At 61.6% G+C, this 18,257-nt stretch carries 18 protein-coding genes; 4 read left to right on the top strand and 14 right to left on the bottom strand.

The genetic code is table 11. The annotated features are described in order from the left end of the window. Nucleotides 1–2 precede the first annotated feature (2 nt). On the bottom strand, nucleotides 3–440 hold the full coding sequence (locus AC07W7_RS22005) for a DUF3995 domain-containing protein (protein WP_099168317.1): 438 nt from the start codon (nucleotides 438–440) through the stop codon (nucleotides 3–5). 90 nt (nucleotides 441–530) lie between these two features. On the opposite strand from AC07W7_RS22005, the gene AC07W7_RS22000 reads away from it, so the two are divergent. Further along, nucleotides 531–920, top strand: a complete 390-nt coding sequence (locus tag AC07W7_RS22000; RefSeq protein ID WP_099168318.1) for a DUF2946 domain-containing protein — start codon at nucleotides 531–533, stop codon at nucleotides 918–920. A gap of 95 nt (nucleotides 921–1,015) precedes the next feature. Continuing rightward, on the top strand, nucleotides 1,016–3,130 hold the full coding sequence (locus tag AC07W7_RS21995; RefSeq protein ID WP_495040104.1) for a TonB-dependent receptor: 2,115 nt from the start codon (nucleotides 1,016–1,018) through the stop codon (nucleotides 3,128–3,130). A gap of 61 nt (nucleotides 3,131–3,191) precedes the next feature. Here AC07W7_RS21995 and AC07W7_RS21990 read toward each other — a convergent pair whose 3' ends face one another. After that, nucleotides 3,192–4,208 carry an ABC transporter substrate-binding protein gene (locus AC07W7_RS21990; RefSeq protein WP_495040103.1) on the bottom strand — a complete coding sequence of 339 codons (1,017 nt, stop codon included), beginning with the start codon at nucleotides 4,206–4,208 and terminating at the stop codon, nucleotides 3,192–3,194. A gap of 108 nt (nucleotides 4,209–4,316) precedes the next feature. Next, the gene (locus AC07W7_RS21985) at nucleotides 4,317–4,766 is read right to left on the bottom strand and encodes a hypothetical protein (protein WP_169865208.1); all 450 of its coding nucleotides are present in this window, start codon (nucleotides 4,764–4,766) and stop codon (nucleotides 4,317–4,319) included. Here AC07W7_RS21985 and AC07W7_RS21980 point away from each other — a divergent pair. Next, complete coding sequence (locus AC07W7_RS21980) at nucleotides 4,761–4,997, top strand: hypothetical protein (RefSeq protein WP_169865210.1); 237 nt, start codon at nucleotides 4,761–4,763, stop codon at nucleotides 4,995–4,997. The two genes, AC07W7_RS21985 and AC07W7_RS21980, sit on opposite strands and share 6 nt — an antisense overlap. A 155-nt stretch (nucleotides 4,998–5,152) precedes the next feature. Further along, a complete protein-coding gene (locus tag AC07W7_RS21975; protein ID WP_169865128.1) occupies nucleotides 5,153–5,407 on the top strand; it encodes a hypothetical protein in 255 nt (84 codons plus the stop codon). Nucleotides 5,408–5,418: 11 nt separating this feature from the next. On the opposite strand, the gene AC07W7_RS21970 is transcribed toward AC07W7_RS21975, so the two are convergent. The 11 genes from AC07W7_RS21970 to iolE all read right to left on the bottom strand — a co-directional run bounded on the left by AC07W7_RS21970 (nucleotide 5,419) and on the right by iolE (nucleotide 18,193). Continuing rightward, complete coding sequence (locus AC07W7_RS21970) at nucleotides 5,419–5,622, bottom strand: hypothetical protein (protein ID WP_099168323.1); 204 nt, start codon at nucleotides 5,620–5,622, stop codon at nucleotides 5,419–5,421. Nucleotides 5,623–5,747: 125 nt separating this feature from the next. Next, nucleotides 5,748–6,980 carry a methyl-accepting chemotaxis protein gene (locus tag AC07W7_RS21965; protein WP_495040122.1) on the bottom strand — a complete coding sequence of 411 codons (1,233 nt, stop codon included), beginning with the start codon at nucleotides 6,978–6,980 and terminating at the stop codon, nucleotides 5,748–5,750. A 548-nt stretch (nucleotides 6,981–7,528) separates the two neighbouring features. Beyond that, entirely contained in the window at nucleotides 7,529–7,933 is a 405-nt protein-coding gene (locus tag AC07W7_RS21960) for a TraR/DksA family transcriptional regulator (RefSeq protein ID WP_010173153.1), read from the bottom strand. A 404-nt stretch (nucleotides 7,934–8,337) separates the two neighbouring features. Further along, the gene (locus tag AC07W7_RS21955) at nucleotides 8,338–9,372 is read right to left on the bottom strand and encodes an ABC transporter permease (protein ID WP_099170379.1); all 1,035 of its coding nucleotides are present in this window, start codon (nucleotides 9,370–9,372) and stop codon (nucleotides 8,338–8,340) included. 21 nt (nucleotides 9,373–9,393) lie between these two features. Beyond that, nucleotides 9,394–10,932 carry a sugar ABC transporter ATP-binding protein gene (locus AC07W7_RS21950; protein WP_495040102.1) on the bottom strand — a complete coding sequence of 513 codons (1,539 nt, stop codon included), beginning with the start codon at nucleotides 10,930–10,932 and terminating at the stop codon, nucleotides 9,394–9,396. A 62-nt stretch (nucleotides 10,933–10,994) separates the two neighbouring features. Beyond that, entirely contained in the window at nucleotides 10,995–11,930 is a 936-nt protein-coding gene (locus tag AC07W7_RS21945; protein ID WP_099170381.1) for a sugar ABC transporter substrate-binding protein, read from the bottom strand. 371 nt (nucleotides 11,931–12,301) lie between these two features. Further along, nucleotides 12,302–13,342, bottom strand: a complete 1,041-nt coding sequence (locus AC07W7_RS21940) for a Gfo/Idh/MocA family protein (protein WP_169865218.1) — start codon at nucleotides 13,340–13,342, stop codon at nucleotides 12,302–12,304. A gap of 175 nt (nucleotides 13,343–13,517) precedes the next feature. Beyond that, nucleotides 13,518–14,528 carry a bifunctional inositol 2-dehydrogenase/D-chiro-inositol 1-dehydrogenase gene (iolG, locus tag AC07W7_RS21935; protein WP_169897597.1) on the bottom strand — a complete coding sequence of 337 codons (1,011 nt, stop codon included), beginning with the start codon at nucleotides 14,526–14,528 and terminating at the stop codon, nucleotides 13,518–13,520. Nucleotides 14,529–14,551: 23 nt separating this feature from the next. Continuing rightward, nucleotides 14,552–16,483: a 3D-(3,5/4)-trihydroxycyclohexane-1,2-dione acylhydrolase (decyclizing) gene (iolD, locus tag AC07W7_RS21930; protein WP_495040101.1), complete on the bottom strand. Its 1,932-nt coding sequence runs from the start codon at nucleotides 16,481–16,483 to the stop codon at nucleotides 14,552–14,554. A 25-nt stretch (nucleotides 16,484–16,508) separates the two neighbouring features. Next, nucleotides 16,509–17,303 (bottom strand): 5-deoxy-glucuronate isomerase, encoded by a 795-nt coding sequence (iolB, locus tag AC07W7_RS21925; RefSeq protein ID WP_495040100.1) that lies wholly within the window; start codon nucleotides 17,301–17,303, stop codon nucleotides 16,509–16,511. Then, nucleotides 17,300–18,193, bottom strand: a complete 894-nt coding sequence (iolE, locus tag AC07W7_RS21920; protein ID WP_495040099.1) for a myo-inosose-2 dehydratase — start codon at nucleotides 18,191–18,193, stop codon at nucleotides 17,300–17,302. The genes iolB and iolE overlap by 4 nt, the downstream gene beginning before the upstream one ends. Nucleotides 18,194–18,257 lie beyond the last annotated feature (64 nt).

The raw sequence follows: 18,257 nt of genomic DNA, 5'->3' as shown, positions 1-18,257 counted from the left end.
AGTCAGGCCCAGGCAACAACCAACAACCCCGTGCCCAACACCAGACACAGCGGCGAATAGAAAAACGTATCCAGCCGCGCAAACCGCGACCCGCCGACGGTCTTGAAGAACCCCACCAGCTCCGAATCCCCAATCGCCCGTGCAAACATGATCAAGGCAATCGCGCTGATCCCCCACTGCAGGGCCTGATGCCCCACCGCCTGGAAAAACAGCCCCGCCCGCAGGCACACCAACAAGGCGATCAGCACCAGCCCCAGCGCCACCAGGAACGTGCCCAGGGCCGATGGCTTGAACGCCGGGCGTGGCCCGCTGGCGAACTCGCCGGGCAGTTGCGGGATCGCCGCCGTGCTGCCTAGCTTGCCGCCTGCGGCCCAGTACACATGGACCATGCTGATCAATGCAAATACCCCGACGACCCACCTCGCAATCACAAAGCTCATGGCTGGATACCCCTTAAAAAGTCCGAAAGAGGATAGTCCTTTTCAGATTTTTTGCAGGCATTTAGTCGTCTGGTGATAAAGTGCCAACCCATGAAACTCACCCGCGCCGACCGCTCGTTGATTGCCTGGATGCTCTATGGCTGCGTCCTGTTCAACGTGTTCGCCTGCAGTATTGGGCATGGGCAAATGGTCGGCATGCAGCTCAACGGCCTTGGCGGCCAGTTCTGTACCGTAGACCCGCGCACCCAGGCGCCAGCCCCCGTAAACACGGGCGATGAGTCGCTGCCCACGCTGTCCAAGGCCTTCGGTTGCCCGCTGTGTTCCACCGGGGGCATGGGCCCGGCGCTCAACTCCAGCCTCAACGTCGCGGTCCTGCCCCAGCCTCACGCCCCGCCTCCGGCCGTGGTGGTCACCGCTGACATTCCCACCCGCGTTACCTGGCCTGCGGCTAATCCGCGCGCCCCGCCCGCCTACGCCTGATACCTGCGCTTTTTGATCCGCACACCGCGCTGTTTCCCCCGGGAAGCGCGCAGGGCTGTGCGTTGCTTCCAAGCCACGATTTTCAGGATGTACCGATGAAACACTTACCTCTACTGGCGGGCCTGTACGGCTGCCTGCCGTTCAGCGCCTGGGCCCTTGAGTTGGCGCCCACCACCATCGACGGCACCGCCAGCAACGAACCGGGCCTGGCCCTGGACCAATCCAGCGGCATGGCCTCGCGCCTGGGCTTGAGCGTGCGGGAAACCCCGGCCTCGATCAGCATTGCCGACCGCAATGATATCGAGCGCCGAGGCGCCAAGACCTTCCAGGACGCCGCCAATACCCTGCCGGGGGTCAACGCCAGTGCGCCGCCGGGGTTTGGCGGGTTTGTCTCCTATCGGGGCTTTACCAGCAGCCAGATCACCCAGATGTTCAACGGCATCAACGTCGCCGGCGGCCTGGCACGGCCGGTGGATGCCTGGATTTATGACCGGGTGGAGCTGGTGGGCGGCCCCTCCTCGCTGATCAACGGCGCCGGCTCCGTGGGCGGCTCGCTGAACTACGTGACCAAGCTGGCCACCCGCGAGGAACGGGCCGTCGAAGGCCAGATCAACTATGGCAGCTACGACACCACCGGCATCGCCCTGGGCCTCAACCATGCCCTGACCGAGCCCGGTGCCGAGGTCCAGCACTATGCGCGCCTGGATGTCAGCCGTAACACCAACCACACCTATATCGACCGCCAGCAACGGGATGCCTGGAGCGTGGCGTTTTCCCTGCTCAGTGACCTCACGCCCAACCTGTCCCACACCCTGGCCCTGGAGTACCAGGACGAACACGAGGACAGCCCGTACTGGGGCACCCCGGTGCTCAACCCCAAGGCCGGCGAACTGAAGATCGACAAGCACAACCGCTTCAACAACTACAACGTCGCCGATGGCCGCTACGAACAACGCACGATCTGGGCCCGCTCGATCATCGACTACCGGATCAACGACAGCACCACCCTGCGCAACACCCTCTACCACCTGGACAGCCAGCGCGACTACCGCAACCTGGAGACCTACCAGTACAGCGCCGACAACAGCGTGGTAAACCGTTCGACGGCCTACCAGGTGCGCCATCAGGGCAAGCAGAACGGCAACCAGTTCGAGCTGCGCCATGACACACGCCTGTTCGGCCTGGCCACCACCTGGTCCGGCGGTTTTGAATACAAGGTCAACAGCACCACCAACAACCCGCTGAGAGAGCCCGGCAATAGCGCGGTGGACCCGAACAACTACGACCCAGGGCATTTCTACGACATACCCGGCATGCGCCCCGGTTTTGTCAAGGACAAGACCAACGAAGTGACGACCAAGGCGCTGTTTGTCGAAAACCGCCTGGGCCTGACCGACAAGCTGTCGCTGCTCAGCGGCCTGCGCTATGACGCCATCGACCTGGACGTAACCAGCCATCAGGGCAACCAGGATAACGTCAAGAACCGCTGGGAGCCGGTGACCGGGCGTGTGGGCCTGACCTACCAGTTCATCCCGTCGGCCAATGTCTATGTGCAATACAGCACTGCGGCCGAACAACCCACCAGCACGACCCAGGTGTTTGATGTGTCCACCGGCAAGCAATGGGAAGTGGGCAGCAAGTTCGATTACCTGGACGGTCGTGGTTCCGCCACCGTGGCCGCCTACAAGATCGAGCGCAAGGACTTTGCCGTGACTGACCCACTGGACAGCACCCGCAGTATTGCGGTGGGCGCGCAGTCGTCCAAGGGCATCGAGCTGGCCAGTTCATTGCGCATCACCCCCAAGCTGTTGGCTGAGGGCAATTTCGCCTGGGTCGATGCGCAATACGATGACTTCAACGAGAAAATCGCCAGCGGCGCGGTGGTGTCGCGCAAGGGCAATACCCCAACCAACGTGCCCAAGCGCGTGGGTAACCTATGGCTGACCTATGACATCGCCCCCGCCTGGCAGGGTGGCGTGGATGCGCGGTACGTGGCGCAGGTGTATGCCGACAATGCCAATACCCTGACCGTGCCGGCGTATACGCTGTTTGGCACGTTCCTGACCTACAAGGTCGATCAACACACCTCGGTGACCGGCCGGGTGCGCAACCTGACCAATGAGGTGTATGCGCAGTTTGTCCAGGTGTCGCCAGCGTATTACCTGGGGTCGCCGCGGACCTTTGAATTGTCGGTGCAGACCAAGTTCTAAGGCTGGAGTGCAATTAAAACTGTGGGAGCCCGCTCCCACAGTTTGATCTTCATATGAACGGTTATTTGAGGCTGGCTTCGACCTTGGCGGCCACATCCTCCGTCAACCAGGCCTTCCACACCTGCGGGTGCGCCTTGAGAAACGCCTGCGCCACTTCCCGGGGTGGGGTGTGTTTCTCGCTCATGGCCGCCAGGGCTTGATTGAGTGGGCCAATTGGAAAGTCGACCTTCTCAAAGAACTGCGCAATCTGCGGATACTGCTGCTGGAACGGCGTGGAAACACCAATACTCAGCTTGGATGCCAACGAACGCGTGGGCTTGGGGTTGGGGTTGTCGGCATCGGTCAGGGTCTTCCAGGCCTCGGCGTCGAACGCCGGCTCTTCCAACTGGACCAGTTTGTAGCGCCCCATCAGCGGGGTCGGCGACCAGTAGTAGAACAGGATCGGCTTGCCACGGCGGATCGACGAGGCAATCTCGGCATCCAGCGCCGCGCCTGAACCGCTGCGAAAGTTGACGTAGCTGTCATCCAGGCCATAGGCCTTGAGTTTCTGCTTATTCACCACTTCCGAGGTCCAGCCGATAGGGCTGTTAAGGAACCGCCCCTTGCCAGGGGCTTCCGGGTCCTTGAACACGTCCTTGTAGCGCGCCAGGTCCTTGACGCTGCGCAGCTCAGGGGCCAGTGGCGCGATGCCCTTGGCCGGGTCGCCCTTGATCACGTATTCCGGCACCCACCAGCCTTCGGTCGCACCCTTGACGGTATCGCCCAGGCCGATCACCTTGCCTTCCGCTTCAGCCTTAACCCACACCGGGCTGCGTCCTGCCCACTCCTCGCCAATCACCTGGATATCATTTTTGGCCAGGGCGGTTTCCAGGGTGATGGTCGTACCGGGCAAGGTGTCAGTGGGCAGGTCGTAGCCCTTTTCGACGATAAACCGCAGGACTTCGGTGATCAGGCTGCCACTTTCCCAATTGAGGTCGGCAAAGTGAATGGGCGCCTGGGCCGCCGCTACCGGTGCGGCCGTCATCGACAGGCCCAGGGTGGTAAGGGCCGCTGCCAACAGCGCTCGAATTGCTTGCATGCCTTTGAACCTCGATGGCGGATGGCTTTGCTGTCATGCGAAAGCCCTTAATAATTAAGTCCATCCAACTGTAGTAGAGGTTCAACCGATTGCCGGTGCGCGTACTTATTACTCGCTGGCCTTGAAAGTCACCAGTTCGCCCTTGCGCCACTTGGCGGCCTTGCCGGTCACGGCCTTGAGGGTTTTGCTCAAGCCTTCCTGCAATTGTTCATTGGCGGCAAACACCAGCATCACGTTGTGACCTTCCTTGAACACAATGCCTTCGCCTTGCGCCGTGGAAACAAACGCATAGTCGCCCAGGCCATAGACGGTCAACTTGATGTCGCGGAACTTCAGTTCAAACTTGCCACCTTCACGACTGGGCAGGACTGCCGCACGAAAATGATCGCCGACCTTGAGTTCCAGGCGTGGCTTGTCATCTACCACCAACGCTGTTTCGGTATCGATTTCAGCAATGTAAATACCTTCCGGGGTTTGTTCCGTGATGTAAACAAACCGCGACTGGAACTGTTTAACCAACTTCGCGCGCAAATCACCCAGCACGAACAATGCGTGCATATCCAGATTACTGACTGCCAAGGAAACGCCCCCACATCTAAAAAAGCGCTGACCGCCCAGGCGGGCAGCACAAAAAAGGCCAATACGGCACGACACACTGAAAAACTGAAGTTGATCCCCGCCACGCTTGTACAGCCGGGCCTGACGGTCCTTGTACAAGGTCGTCAGGCAGTGCAGGAAATCACAGGTTTATCGGCCAGAGAATACTGGACGACCCACTTCAGAGAATAACCCATTTGAAAGGTTAGTTTTCCGACAGCCAAAAACAAAGGAAAAACGTTGGATGGAACCGAACGTGAGCTGCCGACAACAATATTAGAACAGCAACCCGACTTAAAACCACCCGAAATGCTGCAAGCAGGTCAACCGATCGACAGGAGCTGGTCATGCAACGACTTCAACGCCAACCGACACTGACTCCCAGCGGCTTATCACGCAAGGATGACGCGGTATTCTACAGCGTGTATGCCAATAACGTGTGCCCGGATTTCGCCCGGTATCGGGTTGTGCCGGCGGGCAGGAATTTTTTCCATATCCTGGAAGTGCCCAGCGGCCGGATCAAAGGCTTTCGCAGCGACCACAACAAAGCCTGCGCCTTGGCAAAAGAGTTGGAAACCCTGCTTCGCGCCATGCTCAATTGAGTCTCGCACACTCAATGCAGGCGGTCTGATTGCTCCAGGTCCAACAGGGCCTGCCAGGCGGCGCGGCATTCCTGGGCTTCGTCGCGACTGGCGAAGGCCGTGCCACGCTGTTCACCGTTGAGCAGCACCACCCAGCAGGCCCTCAGCCCCTGCGCACGCAGGGTCTGTGGCACACCACTGCCAATCATCACCGCCACATCGACTTTGCTTTGCATGGACGTTCTCCGCAGGATTAGTTAGCCAGCTAACAATATGCCGCATCTTAAGCGGTTCCCGACGCCGGAAAAAGCTATCGGCGCAGAAGCTTCCTTGCATAACACGCAACAATCGGTGCCAGGGCCTACCGCGCCGCGACCTGCCCTTGAGGCTTATAACCCAGGCGCAAACCACCCCAGTGCCGGCCGCTGACCATGATCGGCACCGACAGATCGTGCATCAGCTCTCCGGTATCCCGGGTATAGGTTTGCAGCAACACCGCCTGCTGGTGGCTACCGCAACGAATCCCGGTGCGGTCTTCAAACTTGCGCTTGGTGCGATTGTTCACGGCGTCCACCTGGGCATCCCCGGTCAGTGCCTGGGAAAACGCCTTGTTGTGCGTCGGCACATAGCCCTGTGGCGTGCAGGCAATCGCAAACACCAGGCCTTCGTGACGGGGCAGCAAGGCCTCCTGGATAGCCGGCAAGACTTGATCGGTGTAGCCGTCGAAACGGCTGTGGTACTTGCTCGGCTGGGTGTTGGGGATCGGGGTGTAGCTGCGATTGAACAGGTCATCGAGGCTGATGCGGTTCTGTTGGATATCCGCCTCGAACTGCGCGGTGATCCGGCTGGCGCCTTCGCAGGCCAGGTCGTAGATACGTTGGTGATAATCGTCCAGGCCGACCTCGGCCAGGCGCTCGCTGATGGTTTCGGCCTGGCCTTGCATTTGCACGGCGGCCTCGGCCAACTGCTGGGTCTGCTGGTCGCTGACGGTCAAGTCGCTGCGCATCTGCTCCACGGCATGGAACAGGCTGTCGAGTTGCATCCGATTGGTCTCGGTGCCCTGGGCAATCGCGCCGACCTGGCCCTCCACACCCGCCGCCAACGTGGCAATGCTCTCCAGTTGCTCGCCGGCGTGTTCCACCTGCTCGACGCCGGCCTGCAAATCCACGGACAACTGGCGGATTTGCTCCACCACCTGGGCGGTGCGCTGCTGGATATCCGCCACCATCACCCCCACTTCATCGGTAGCGGTCGCCGTACGGCCCGCCAGGCCGCGCACTTCATCGGCCACCACGGCGAAACCGCGCCCATGCTCGCCAGCACGGGCCGCTTCAATGGCGGCATTCAAGGCCAGTAGATTGGTCTGGCTGGCAATTGACTGAATCACCAGGGTCACGCGCTGGATTTCTTCGCTGCGCTGGCTCAGGGCCTCGATCAATTGGCGGCTGTCGCTGGCGCGCTGGCTGAGTTGATGCATGCGGCTGATGGATTCCCCCAGCACCGCCCGCCCCTCGGTGCTGCGCTGGTGGGCCTGGCCCGCCGCCCCCAAGGCCTCGCGGCTGAGCTGGGAGGTGAGTTGCTCGGTGCCAATCATCACTTCGGCGCTGCTGACAATTTGCTGGGCCGCGCCCAATTGCGATTGCAGGCGGGCCGCCAGTTGCTTGACCGAATAGGCCACGCCAGCGGCTGACAGCGCATTATGGCTGGTGGTGTAGGACAGGTCGCGGGTCAACGCGCCCATGGCCTCCTCGGCCACATCAGGCGCGGGGCTGCGGGCCGGTTTTTTCAGAAACGGCAGCCAGATCAGCAACAGGACCACGGGCAGGCAGAGGTAAATCGACAGATCGGCGAACGCCAGGCCCGACAGTATCAGCACCAGGACCATGCTTTGCAGCAGCGGTGTCACCCAGCCCGGCAGTTGGCGGCTCACCGCGTGCGGCGCCACGGCGGCGCCCATCAGAGATCCATCCCCAGCCATGCTTGTCACCCCACTGCTTGTCATTATTGTGCCTGCATTAAACGCCACTAATTAGCCATTATCCATGGGCCTTTGGTGTTAGGGCATGCAGCAGATCAATAGACGGGGGATAGCACGGGGGGAGCGTTGTAGGAGCCAAGCCGGCCCCTACACCTTCAAACAGATCAGGCCTGGCGCTGATGCTTGTCGATTTGCTCGTGGCGCTCTTGCGCTTCGATGCAGTATTTGGTGGTCGGGCTGATCAGCAGGCGCTTGAGGCCGATCGGCTCGCCGCTGTCGTCACACCAGCCAAAGGAATCTTCCTTGATACGGCCCAAGGCCTGTTCAAGTTGCGGCAGCATGCGCTGGTCGCGGTCGATGGCGTTGACCAGCCAGGTGCGCTCTTCTTCTACCGAAGCAGCGTCAGCCGGGTCAGCCGGGGTGTCCAGGCTTTCAATGGCGATGCGGTTCTGCTCAATGCGCTCGTGGTGCTCGACTTTCATGTCTTGCAACAACTGCTCGAAAAAAGCGTGCTGCTCGGCATTCATGTAGTCATCCGCCGGCATGGCCAGCAACTTTTCCTTTGTCATTGATTTCTCTATAAAAAATACGTGCATTAAGGCGAATAAGGGAGCGTTCCGGCCAACCTCTGCAGGTCGGGGAAAGACGCCGTCCATTCCAAGCGCCACCCGGCACTCAATTTACGAGGGGCGGCAGTCTACGGCTGACTTGAGGGCGCAGCAACTGAAATGACAGGCAATTTGTCCGACATTTCCCCAAAAGGCACCAGGACGGGCTCGATAGGCGGTTATCGGAGTGCGTTTATAGCAAGAAATTCAGTGTTGTGGAGCTATATAGAAGACAAACGGTTATGTGGGAGCGGGCTTGCCCGCGATAGCGGAGGGTCAGTTGATAGATATTTGACTGACCCATCGCTATCGCGGGCAAGCCCGCTCCCACACAAACAAGCCCCACTTTTTGATTCAAATCTCGCTCAGCGCTTGAGCTTGCGCTTGTTGCGATACTGGTCGATCACCACTGCCACCACGATGATCAGGCCCTTGATGATGTCCTGGATATAGGCATCCACCCCCACGAAGGTAAATCCGCTGGCCATCACCCCAAGGATCAGCGCGCCAATCACCGTGCCGGTGATGCGCCCTACCCCGCCCGCCAGGCTGGTGCCGCCGATGACCGCTGCAGCAATTGCATCCAGCTCGTAGGACATGCCCATCCCCGCCTGACCGGTCGCCGCCCGAGCCGAGGCGACCACACCGGCCAGCCCGGCCAGCAGCCCGGCAATGCTGTAGACGATGATCAAGTGCCGCTTGACGTTGATCCCCGAGGTGCGCGCCGCCTGCATATTGCCGCCGATGGCGTAGGTGTACTTGCCGTACTTGGTGTAGCGCAGGGCAATGTGGAAGATCACCGCCACCACCAGGAAAATGATCACCGGCATCGCGCCATGACCGATGGCCGTGTAGGAATCCGACAGCATGCTCACCGGCTGGCCTTCGGTGTAATAACGCGCCAGGCCACGGGCCGAGACCATCATGCCGAGGGTGGCAATAAACGGCGGGATGCCGGTAATGGCGATGATGCTGCCGTTGATCGCCCCCGCCAGCAAGCCCACGCCCAGGCCGGCCACCACCGGGATCCATACCGGCAAGTCCGTCAGCGACGGAAACACCGCCCGGGAAAAATCCGAGGTTTGCGCCAGGCTCGCGGCAATCATTGCCGACAACGCCAGCACCGAACCCGAGGACAGGTCGATACCGGTGGTGATGATCACCTGGGTCACGCCAATCGCCAGCAAGCCGATGATCGACACTTGCAGGATCATCAGCACCAGGCGCTGGGAGTTCATCAAAAAGCTCTGGTCACGCACGATCCAGCCGAACAGTTCAAACACCAGGCCGATACCGATCAGCACCAGGAAAATGCTCAGCTCGGTAGGGAACCGCCGCCGCCCCTTGGCCGCCGTGGCGGGCTTCTTTTCCTCGGGTTTGCTTTCCAGTATTGCGTTCATTGCCCGTCACCTTTTTATTCGTTAGTGGACTGCCGTCATACCGGAAGCCAACTGCATGACTTTTTCCTGGGTGGCCTCGGCCCGGTCCAGGGTGCCCATCAACTCGCCCTCGTGCATCACCATCACCCGGTCGCTCATGCCCAGCACTTCCGGCAGCTCCGAAGAGATCATGATCACCGCCATGCCCTCGCTGGCCAGAAAGGCGATCAGGCGGTAGATCTCGGCCTTGGCGCCGACGTCGATGCCACGGGTCGGCTCATCGAGGATCAGCAGCCGTGGCTGGGTCATCAGCCAGCGGGCCAGCAGGGCCTTTTGCTGATTGCCGCCGGATAGGGTGTCGATGCACTGCTCAAGGGAGGGGGTTTTCACCCGCAGCTTCTTGCACATGTCTTCGCACAAGGCCCGCAGGGCTTTTTGCTGGATAAAGCCGTTGCCCGAGTAATGGGGCAGCACGGCCATTTCCATGTTTTCCAGGACCGACAGGCAGGGGAACAGGCCACTGAGCTTGCGGTCCTCGGTCAACAGCGCAAACCCCTGCTTGATAGCCATGTGCGGGTCGCTGATGCGCAACGCCTGGCCGTCGAGGCGGATCTCGCCGCCGTCGCTTGGGGTAATGCCGAAGAGCGTTTCCGCCACATTGGTGCGGCCCGAGCCCATCAGCCCGGCAATGCCGAGGATCTCGCCGGCATGCAGGTCAAAGGACACGCCCTGGAACACCCCGTCCAGGCGCAGGTTGCGCACCGACAACAGCAACTCACCGATGGGTTTGTCGCGCACCGGGAACAGTTGGCTCAATTCGCGCCCGACCATCATCGCGATCAGGCTGTCGCTGTCCATGCTGTCGGCGCGTTGCAGGCCGATATAGGCGCCATCGCGAAACACCGCCACTTCATCGGCAATGGCAAACACTTCATTCATTTTATGGGTGATGTAGATGATGCCTTTGCCCTGGGCCTTGAGGTCGGCAATGATCGAAAACAGGTGCGCCACTTCCTTGTCGGTAATCGCCGAGGTCGGCTCATCCATGATCAGGATGTCGGAGTCGTAGGACACCGCCTTGGCAATCTCCACCATCTGCCGCTCGGCAATGCTCAGGTTGCCGACCTGCTCCTCGGGGTCGAGGTTGATCCGCAGCCGCGCCAGCAACTCGGCCGTGCAGCGGTGCATGGCCCGGTGATTGACCAGGCGCAGGCCATTGAGCTGCTCGCGGCCGATCCAGATGTTCTCGGCGATGCTCATATGGGGCATCAGGTTGAGTTCCTGGTGGATCATCGCGATGCCCGACTGCAAAGCGGCCAGGGGCGTATCAAACACCACCGGCTTGCCCCGCAGGCGGATCTCCCCGGTATCGGGCTGGTAGATGCCGGCGATGATTTTCATCAGCGTCGACTTGCCGGCGCCGTTTTCTCCCATCAGCGCCAGGACCGAGCCGGGGCGCACCCGCAGTTGCACATCGTCCAGGGCCACGACGCCGGGAAAGCCTTTGCTGATATGGGCGATTTCCAGCAGGTAGGGTTGTTCCAGGCCTGCGGGCTGCACAGCAGTCGCTTGAGCGAGCATATCGGGGCTCCATCGGCAGGGCGATTGTGACCGCCCTGCCGGCTTATTGTTGTGATTGAGCGTTACTTGAACGAGGCGACATTGTCCGGGGTGATCAGTTGGAACGGCACCACGACGTTTTGCTCGACCGCCTCGCCCCTGGCCATTTTCACGGCCGCCTCCACCGAGCCGACCGCCTGCCCCTTGGCATCCTGGAACACCGAGAGCGCCATCTCGCCCTTGGTAATCGCATTCAACCCATCGGGCGTGCCATCGACCCCACCAATCAACACGCTGCCCGGCTTCACACCAGCGGTTTTCAAGGCCATGGCCGCGCCAATCGCCATTTCGTCATTGTTGGCCACCACCGCATTGAACTCACGGCCCTGGGTCAGCCAGTCGTTCACCAGGGTCATGCCCTTGTCCCGCAGCCAGATCCCGGTCTGCTCCTGTTCAATCTTGATGTCCGGGTATTTGCCGAGGACCTCCTTGACGCCCTTGGTGCGATTGGTCGTCGAGTTGTTGGCCAGGTCACCCAGCAGAATCACGATTTTGCCTGTGCCGCCCATCTTCTCGGCCAGGTACTGCATTTGCAGCTTGCCGGCCTCGACATCATTGGACGTCACTGTCACCACCCCTTTGGGCAGGTCGGTCTGATCCGGGCGGCGGTTGACGTAGACCAGCGGGATACCGGCCGCCACCGCGGCCTTGGTGATGCGTGCGGTGGAGGCGGTGTCCACCGGGTTGACCACCATGGCATCGACTTTCTGGCTGATAAAGTTCTCGACCTGGCTCAGTTGCTTGACCACGTCGGCGCGGGCATCTTCAAACTGCAGTTGCACACCGTCACCCTTGGGGTAGGACTTGGCTTGCTTGTCCATATCCTCACGCAGGTAGGTGAGAAAGGTGTCGTCGAACTGCGACATGCTGACGCCAATCTTGATATCGGCGGCCGCGGCCACGCCACTGGCGAGCAGCATCGACAAGGCCAGCGAGGCGAAACGGATCTGGGTCTTCATGAACGGTCTGTCTCCACTTTCTTGTTGGTTTTCTGGACGTAGCGTTTATCAGAGCGATGAGTTGGCAGCAGGCAGCCGTACCACGGGCGCCCCCGGAATGCAGCACACCAGGGCGCCCTTGCTTTCGATGCAAAGGACATTGAGAAAAGAGAAATAGAAGGGCCGTGCGCGGGGTGGGAAGGCAGTACGTAACACTCGCAGTACAGCGTTGAAGATTTTCATCTGACGGTACCTGGTTGTTTTTATCTTGTTTTTGTTGAGTCCCCCGGCCCCTTTATAAAGGAAGGTCGAGATGGACTGTCGGCAACCTGGAAATGACTTTATTGGAAAATAATTTCCACATCAACTCATTTTAGAATTTTATTCTATTTTCACTCTCCGTCTTCCATCGTCGCCATCTCCACCACTTGCCGACGCTCGGCGCTGAGCCTGGCAGCGTCCAGCACCCGCGTGGTTTCCCAGGCATCCTGCGCCTGCACCGGCAACGCGCCCTGGCCCTGGACCGCACTTTGCAACTGGCGATAGAACTGGTTCCAGGCGCCCTTTTCCGAGGGGATACGCTCGCGTTCCGCGCCGTGTTCAAACCAGCCCCAGCGTCGATGCTCTTCGGCGCCCCAGTGTTCGCCTTCGGTTTTCGGGGTCTTGCCGGCCAGCAGGGCCTGCTCCTGGCCGTCCAGGCCATCGACGGTGTAACAACCCGCCGTACCATTGACCCGAAAACGCGGGGCCGGGCAGTTTTGCAGGGCGCTGCCCCACAGGTGGGAAACCACCCCGTTGGCGTGGCTCAGGCTGACAAAAAAACCATGATCGAGCGTGGGATGCTCGGCGCTGTACTGCAATTGCGCAAACACCCGCTCCACCGGGCCAAACAGTTGCAAGGCCTGGTCCACCAGGTGGCTGCCCAGGTCCCGCAGGAACCCGCCGCCACTGGCGTTCCCCAGCGCCTGCGGGCTGTAGCGCTCCACCCGTGATTCAAAGCGGGTGATACGGCCCAGGGCGCCGGCGTCGATCAGCTTGCGCAGGGTGAGGTAGTCCGAGTCCCAGCGCCGGTTCTGGTAGACGCTCAGTTTCACCCCTTCACGCTCGGCGGCGGTAATCAGCGCCCGGGCCTGCTCGGCATTGCTGGCAAAGGGTTTGTCGCTGACCACCGCCACACCATATTCAATCGCCTCCAGCACCAGGGCCGGGCGGCCCTTGAGGGGGGTGGAGATCACCAGCACATCCAGCCCGGCCTCGACGATCTGCGCGATGCTGTCGAAGGCCGGCACCCCGGGATGCTCCGCCGCCAGTTGCTGGCGCCGCTCGGGGGAGCGGGTCACCACACCGACAAACGTCGCCCCGGGCAATGTGGCAATCAGCGGGGCATGAAAAAAACGGCCACCGTGGCCGTATCCAACCAGTCCGATTCGCATGAACCAACTCCTCTCGTGATCTGCAAACCCAATCAAAATGTAGGAGCTGGGGTGGGGGGGGGGGGGGGGGGGGGGGGGGGGGGGGGGGGGGGGGGGGGGGGGGCGGTAGATCAGTCAAGTATTTCTAACCTGATCCACCGCCATCGCAGGCAAGCCAGCTCCTACATTGACCGCACTAGCCGTAGAATGCCGGGCGCTGCGGCAGGCTGACCGCAACGATCTGCCCACTGCCCTGGGCCTCGATACACGCATCCGCCGCCACCGCCGCCGCAAAGCCATCCCACGCCGAAGGTCCACCCACTTGGCCGGCGCGCACGCCATCGATAAAGGCCTGCAACTCGACGTCATAGGCCGCGATAAAGCGGTCTTTCCAATCCATCAGAATCGCCGTCGACAGCTTGGCGCCGCTGCGCAGTTGCACCTGGGACGGCTCTGGCAATTTGGCAATACCGGTCTCCCCCACCACTTCGCACTGGATGTCGTAGCCATACTGGCAGTTCACAAACACTTCCACATCGATCCGCGTGCCCCTGGCGGTTTCCAGCAACACGATCTGCGGGTCGCGCAAATGGCTCAAGGCCTTGCTGGCTTTACGCGGGAACACCACCTGCACCGATACATAGTCATCGGCCAGCAGCCAGCGCAACACGTCCAGCTCATGGATCAAAGTGTCGGTGATGGCCATGCCGGTGGTGTAATTCTCGCCCACCGTCGGGTTGCGGTGGGCGCAGTGCAGCATCAACGGCTCGCCGATCTGGCCGCTGTCGATCACCGCCTTGAGGTCCTGGTAGCCCTGGTCATACGGACGCATGAAGCCGACCTGGACCAGGCGCTTGCCATGGGCCACTTCCGCCTCGACGATGTTGCGACAGCCCTGGGCCGTGACCGCCAGGGGCTTTTCGCAGAACACCGGCTTGCCTGCTGCGATCGCCGCCAGCACAAACTCCTCATGGCTCGGCCCCCAGGAGGTGACCAGCACCGCCTCGACCTGCGCCGACTGGATCAAGGCATGGCCATCGGCGTACACCTCGGCGCTCAGTTGCAGGTCAGCCACCACCTGGGCCGCCTGTTCAAGGTTGATATCGGTAACCGCCACCACCTGGCTGTTGAGCAAGGTCTGGCTGCACCGGCGGATATGGTCCCGGCCGATGGCGCCCGTACCGATCACACCCAGCTTCAAAGACATGGCAACACTCCTCTTTCTTGTTATCAGTACTGCCGGGCCTTGGCCAGGCGCTCATTAAGTTGTTTGGCGCAGGCGTTGGTGCGTTCGCTGGTGGAGACCTGGGCCACACCGACCCGCCACCATGACAGGTAGCCGTGGATCATGGTCTTGGGCAGCACCTTGATATCGATCAGCGTCGACACGCTTTGCGTGCGGGCATCGGCCAACGCGGCGTGCAGGTGTTCCAGCGTGGTGACCTTGTAGGTCTTGCAACCATAGGCCGCCGCGCTCATGGCGAAATCTACCGGCACCAGGCCGCCATCGAGCTTGCCGCTGTCAGGGTTGCGGAAGCGGAACTCGGTGCCGAAGCTGTCCATGCCATGGCCCATCTGCAGGTTGTTGATGCAACCGAAGGCCATGTTGTCCAGCAGCAGCACATTGATCTTGCGCCGCTCCTGGATCGAGGTAGCCAGCTCCGAATGCAGCATCATGTAGGAGCCATCGCCGACCAGGGCGTAGACCTCGCGCGCAGGCTCGGCCAGCTTCACGCCCAGGGCCGCGTTGATCTCGTAGCCCATGCACGAATAGCCGTACTCGACGTGGTAGGTATTGACCCCCTTGCTGCGCCAGGCCCGCTGCAAATCACCGGGCAGGCTGCCGGCGGCGGCGACAATCACCGCGTCGTCGGCCAGGGTCTGGTTGAGCACCCCCAGGACCTGGCTTTGGGTCAGGCAGGAGCCGGTCAGTTCGATAAACTCGCGCAGTACCGCCGGGTCCATATGGTCGTTGATCTCGGGGCTGAAGTCGGCGTCGGTGTAGCGCGCCTGATAGACCCGCTCCACCTCAGCATCGCCCTGCGCGCGGGCCTGGCGTGGCTGCTCGCCCCATTGCGTGGCGTAATCGCCCAGTGCGTCGGCCAAGGCCAGCAACCCGTCCCGGGCATCTGCCAACACCTGTACCCCGTCGAGTTTCAGCACATCGCCGGGGCTGATATTGAGGTTGAGAAACTGCACCTCGGGATGCTGGAACAGCGACTTAGAGGAGGTGGTGAAGTCGGTATAGCGCGTGCCGATGCCGATGATCAAGTCGGCGTCCCGGGCCAGCAGGTTGGCGGCCAGGCAACCGGTTTCGCCGATGCCGCCGACATTCAGCGGGTGGCTGGAGACAATGGCGCTCTTGCCGGCCTGGGTTTCGGCAAAGGGGATCTGAAAACGCTCGGCAAACGCCTGCAGCGCGGCATTCGCGCCGGCGTACTTGACCCCGCCACCGCAGATAATCAGCGGCTTGCCCTTGGATTTGAGCAGCGTGACAGCATCGCGCAGCATCGCTTCGGTGGCCGGGCGCCGGTCCAGGCGGTGTACGCGTTTTTGCAGGAAGTCATCGGGGTAGTCCCAGGCCTCGGCCTGCACATCCTGGGGCAAGGCCAGGGTCACGGCGCCGGTTTCGGCCGGGTCGGTCAACACACGCATGGCGTGGATCGCCGCACTCATCAACTGTTCGGGGCGGTTGATGCGGTCCCAGTATTTGCTCACGGCGCGGAACGCGTCGTTGGTGCTGAGGCTCAAGTCATGGAATTGCTCGATCTGCTGCAACACCGGGTCCGGCTGGCGACTGGCATACACATCGCCGGGCAGCAGTAACAGCGGGATGCGGTTGGCCGTGGCGGTCGCGGCGGCGGTCAGCATATTCGCCGCCCCCGGGCCGACCGACGCGGTACAGGCGTAGACCTTGCGCCGCAGGTGCTGCTTGGCAAACCCAATCGCGGCATGGGCCATGCCCTGCTCGTTGCGGCCCTGGTGCACCACCAACTCGCCACTGTCTTGCTCCAGGGCCTGGCCCAGGCCCAGCACATTACCGTGGCCGAAAATGGTGAAGACCCCGGCGACAAACTTGCTCTGCACGCCATCGACTTCGATGTACTGGTTATCCAGGAACTTCACCAGGGCCTGGGCCATGGTCAATCGGGTGGTGGTCATATTGGGTCCCCTCGGCGCCTACGGGTTAAAGGTCCAGCAGCCAACTGTGCTGCGGGTCGTTGTGAAAGTGCCAGGCGCGCTTGGGGCCGGCCATCACATTCAAGTAATACGACTCGTAGCCATACGGCACGCTGACCGGGTGATAACCCTTGGGCACTACCACCAGGTCGTGGTTTTCCACGGCCATGGCCTGGTCGATGCTGCGGTCGTCGGTGTACACCCGCTGGAACACAAAACCCTGGGGCGGGTTGACCTGGTGGTAGTAGGTTTCTTCAAGAAAGCTCTGGTGCGGCAGGTCATCGGTGTCGTGCTTGTGCGGGGGGTAGCTGGACGAATGCCCGGACGGCGTGCGCACTTCCACCACCAGCAGCGAATGGGCCGGCTCGCTGTCGGGCAGGATGTCGCACACATAGCGGGTGTTGGCACCCTTGCCACGTACGCTGCGCTTGCAGTGCTCGGGGCGGATCAGTCGCGGTGCAAGACTGGCGGCAGTAGAGCCCGGCGCGGCGCAGACGGCGATCAGCACATCGCCCAGGGCGGTCACCTGGGCAAGCGTGCCCGGTGGCAGGTAGGCGGCGAACGGCGATTTGTCTTCAAATACCGATTGGCGATCACCCAGGTCCTGCCACCTGAACCCTTCGCCCTCGATCGAGACCCGGCCACTGAGCAGCACCAGGCACAGCTCCTGGTCGCCGGCACTGACCGGCAGCGTTTGCCCCAGGTTCAGGCGGTACGCGGCAAACCCTACATATTCCAGGCGCCCCGCTGGCAGTGCGACCATAGTTGGCCCATCCGGGCTGCTCTTGACCAGCAGGCTCATTGTGCGGCCCTCCCGTCCAGCAGGGCGCGCAAGGTATCGAAACCTTTTTTCGCGTAGATATAACTGGGCGCCACGGCTGGATCCTGCTCGGCCTCCACCACCAGCCAGCCACGGTAGCCGGCGCCCAGCAGCACATCCAGCAACTGGGCGAAATCGATATCGCCGTCGCCCGGCACGGTGAAAGTGCCATTGACGATGCAGTCGGGAAAGCTCCACATCTGGTTGCGTGCCAGTTGCACCACCGGTTTGCGCACATCCTTGAAATGCACATGGCACACACGCCCCAGGTGCTTGCGCAACACCTCGACCGGCTCGCCACCGCCCATATAACAGTGCCCCGAATCAAACAGCAGGCCGACCTCCGGGCCGGTCAGGCGCATCAGGGTGTCGATATCTTCCGGGGACTCGACGTACGCACCCATATGGTGGTGGTAGGCCAGGCGCACGCCCTGGGACAGGGTAAAACGCGCAAGCTCCGTGAGTTTGTCGGCATAAGCCTGCCAGGCCTGTTCACTGTGAAAACGCGGGCGCTCGATCAGGCGGATCGGCGCGCCCTGGATCGAGTCGGCCACTTCGCCATAGACCAGCACCGTGGCGCCGTTCTCACGCAGCAGTTGCACATGGCTGGCGATGGCGTCGATTTCCTCGGCCACCGAACGCCGGGCCAGGCGGCTGGAGTACCAGCCGGAGACCAGGGCCAGGCCGTACGGGCGTAACACATCGCCCACGCCCTTGGCGTCCTTGGGGAATTTGCCGTTGAGCTCGAAACCTTCGTAGCCGATGGCCTTGCCTTCGCTGAGCGCGGTGCTCAACGGCGTTTCGCCGCCCAGGGCCGGCAGGTCGTCGTTACTCCAGGAGATGGGGTTGATGCCAATACGGATTGCGGGCATGGCTGCACCTTTTATTGTTTTAACCTTGAGGCTGCTGAAATCTGCTTGTGTGGGGCTTGCCGGT

Source organism: Pseudomonas sp. GW821-FHT01D09 (genome assembly GCF_059422465.1).
Note: the sequence above shows the minus strand (reverse complement) of the source record. Positions and strands in the feature narration are given on the sequence as shown.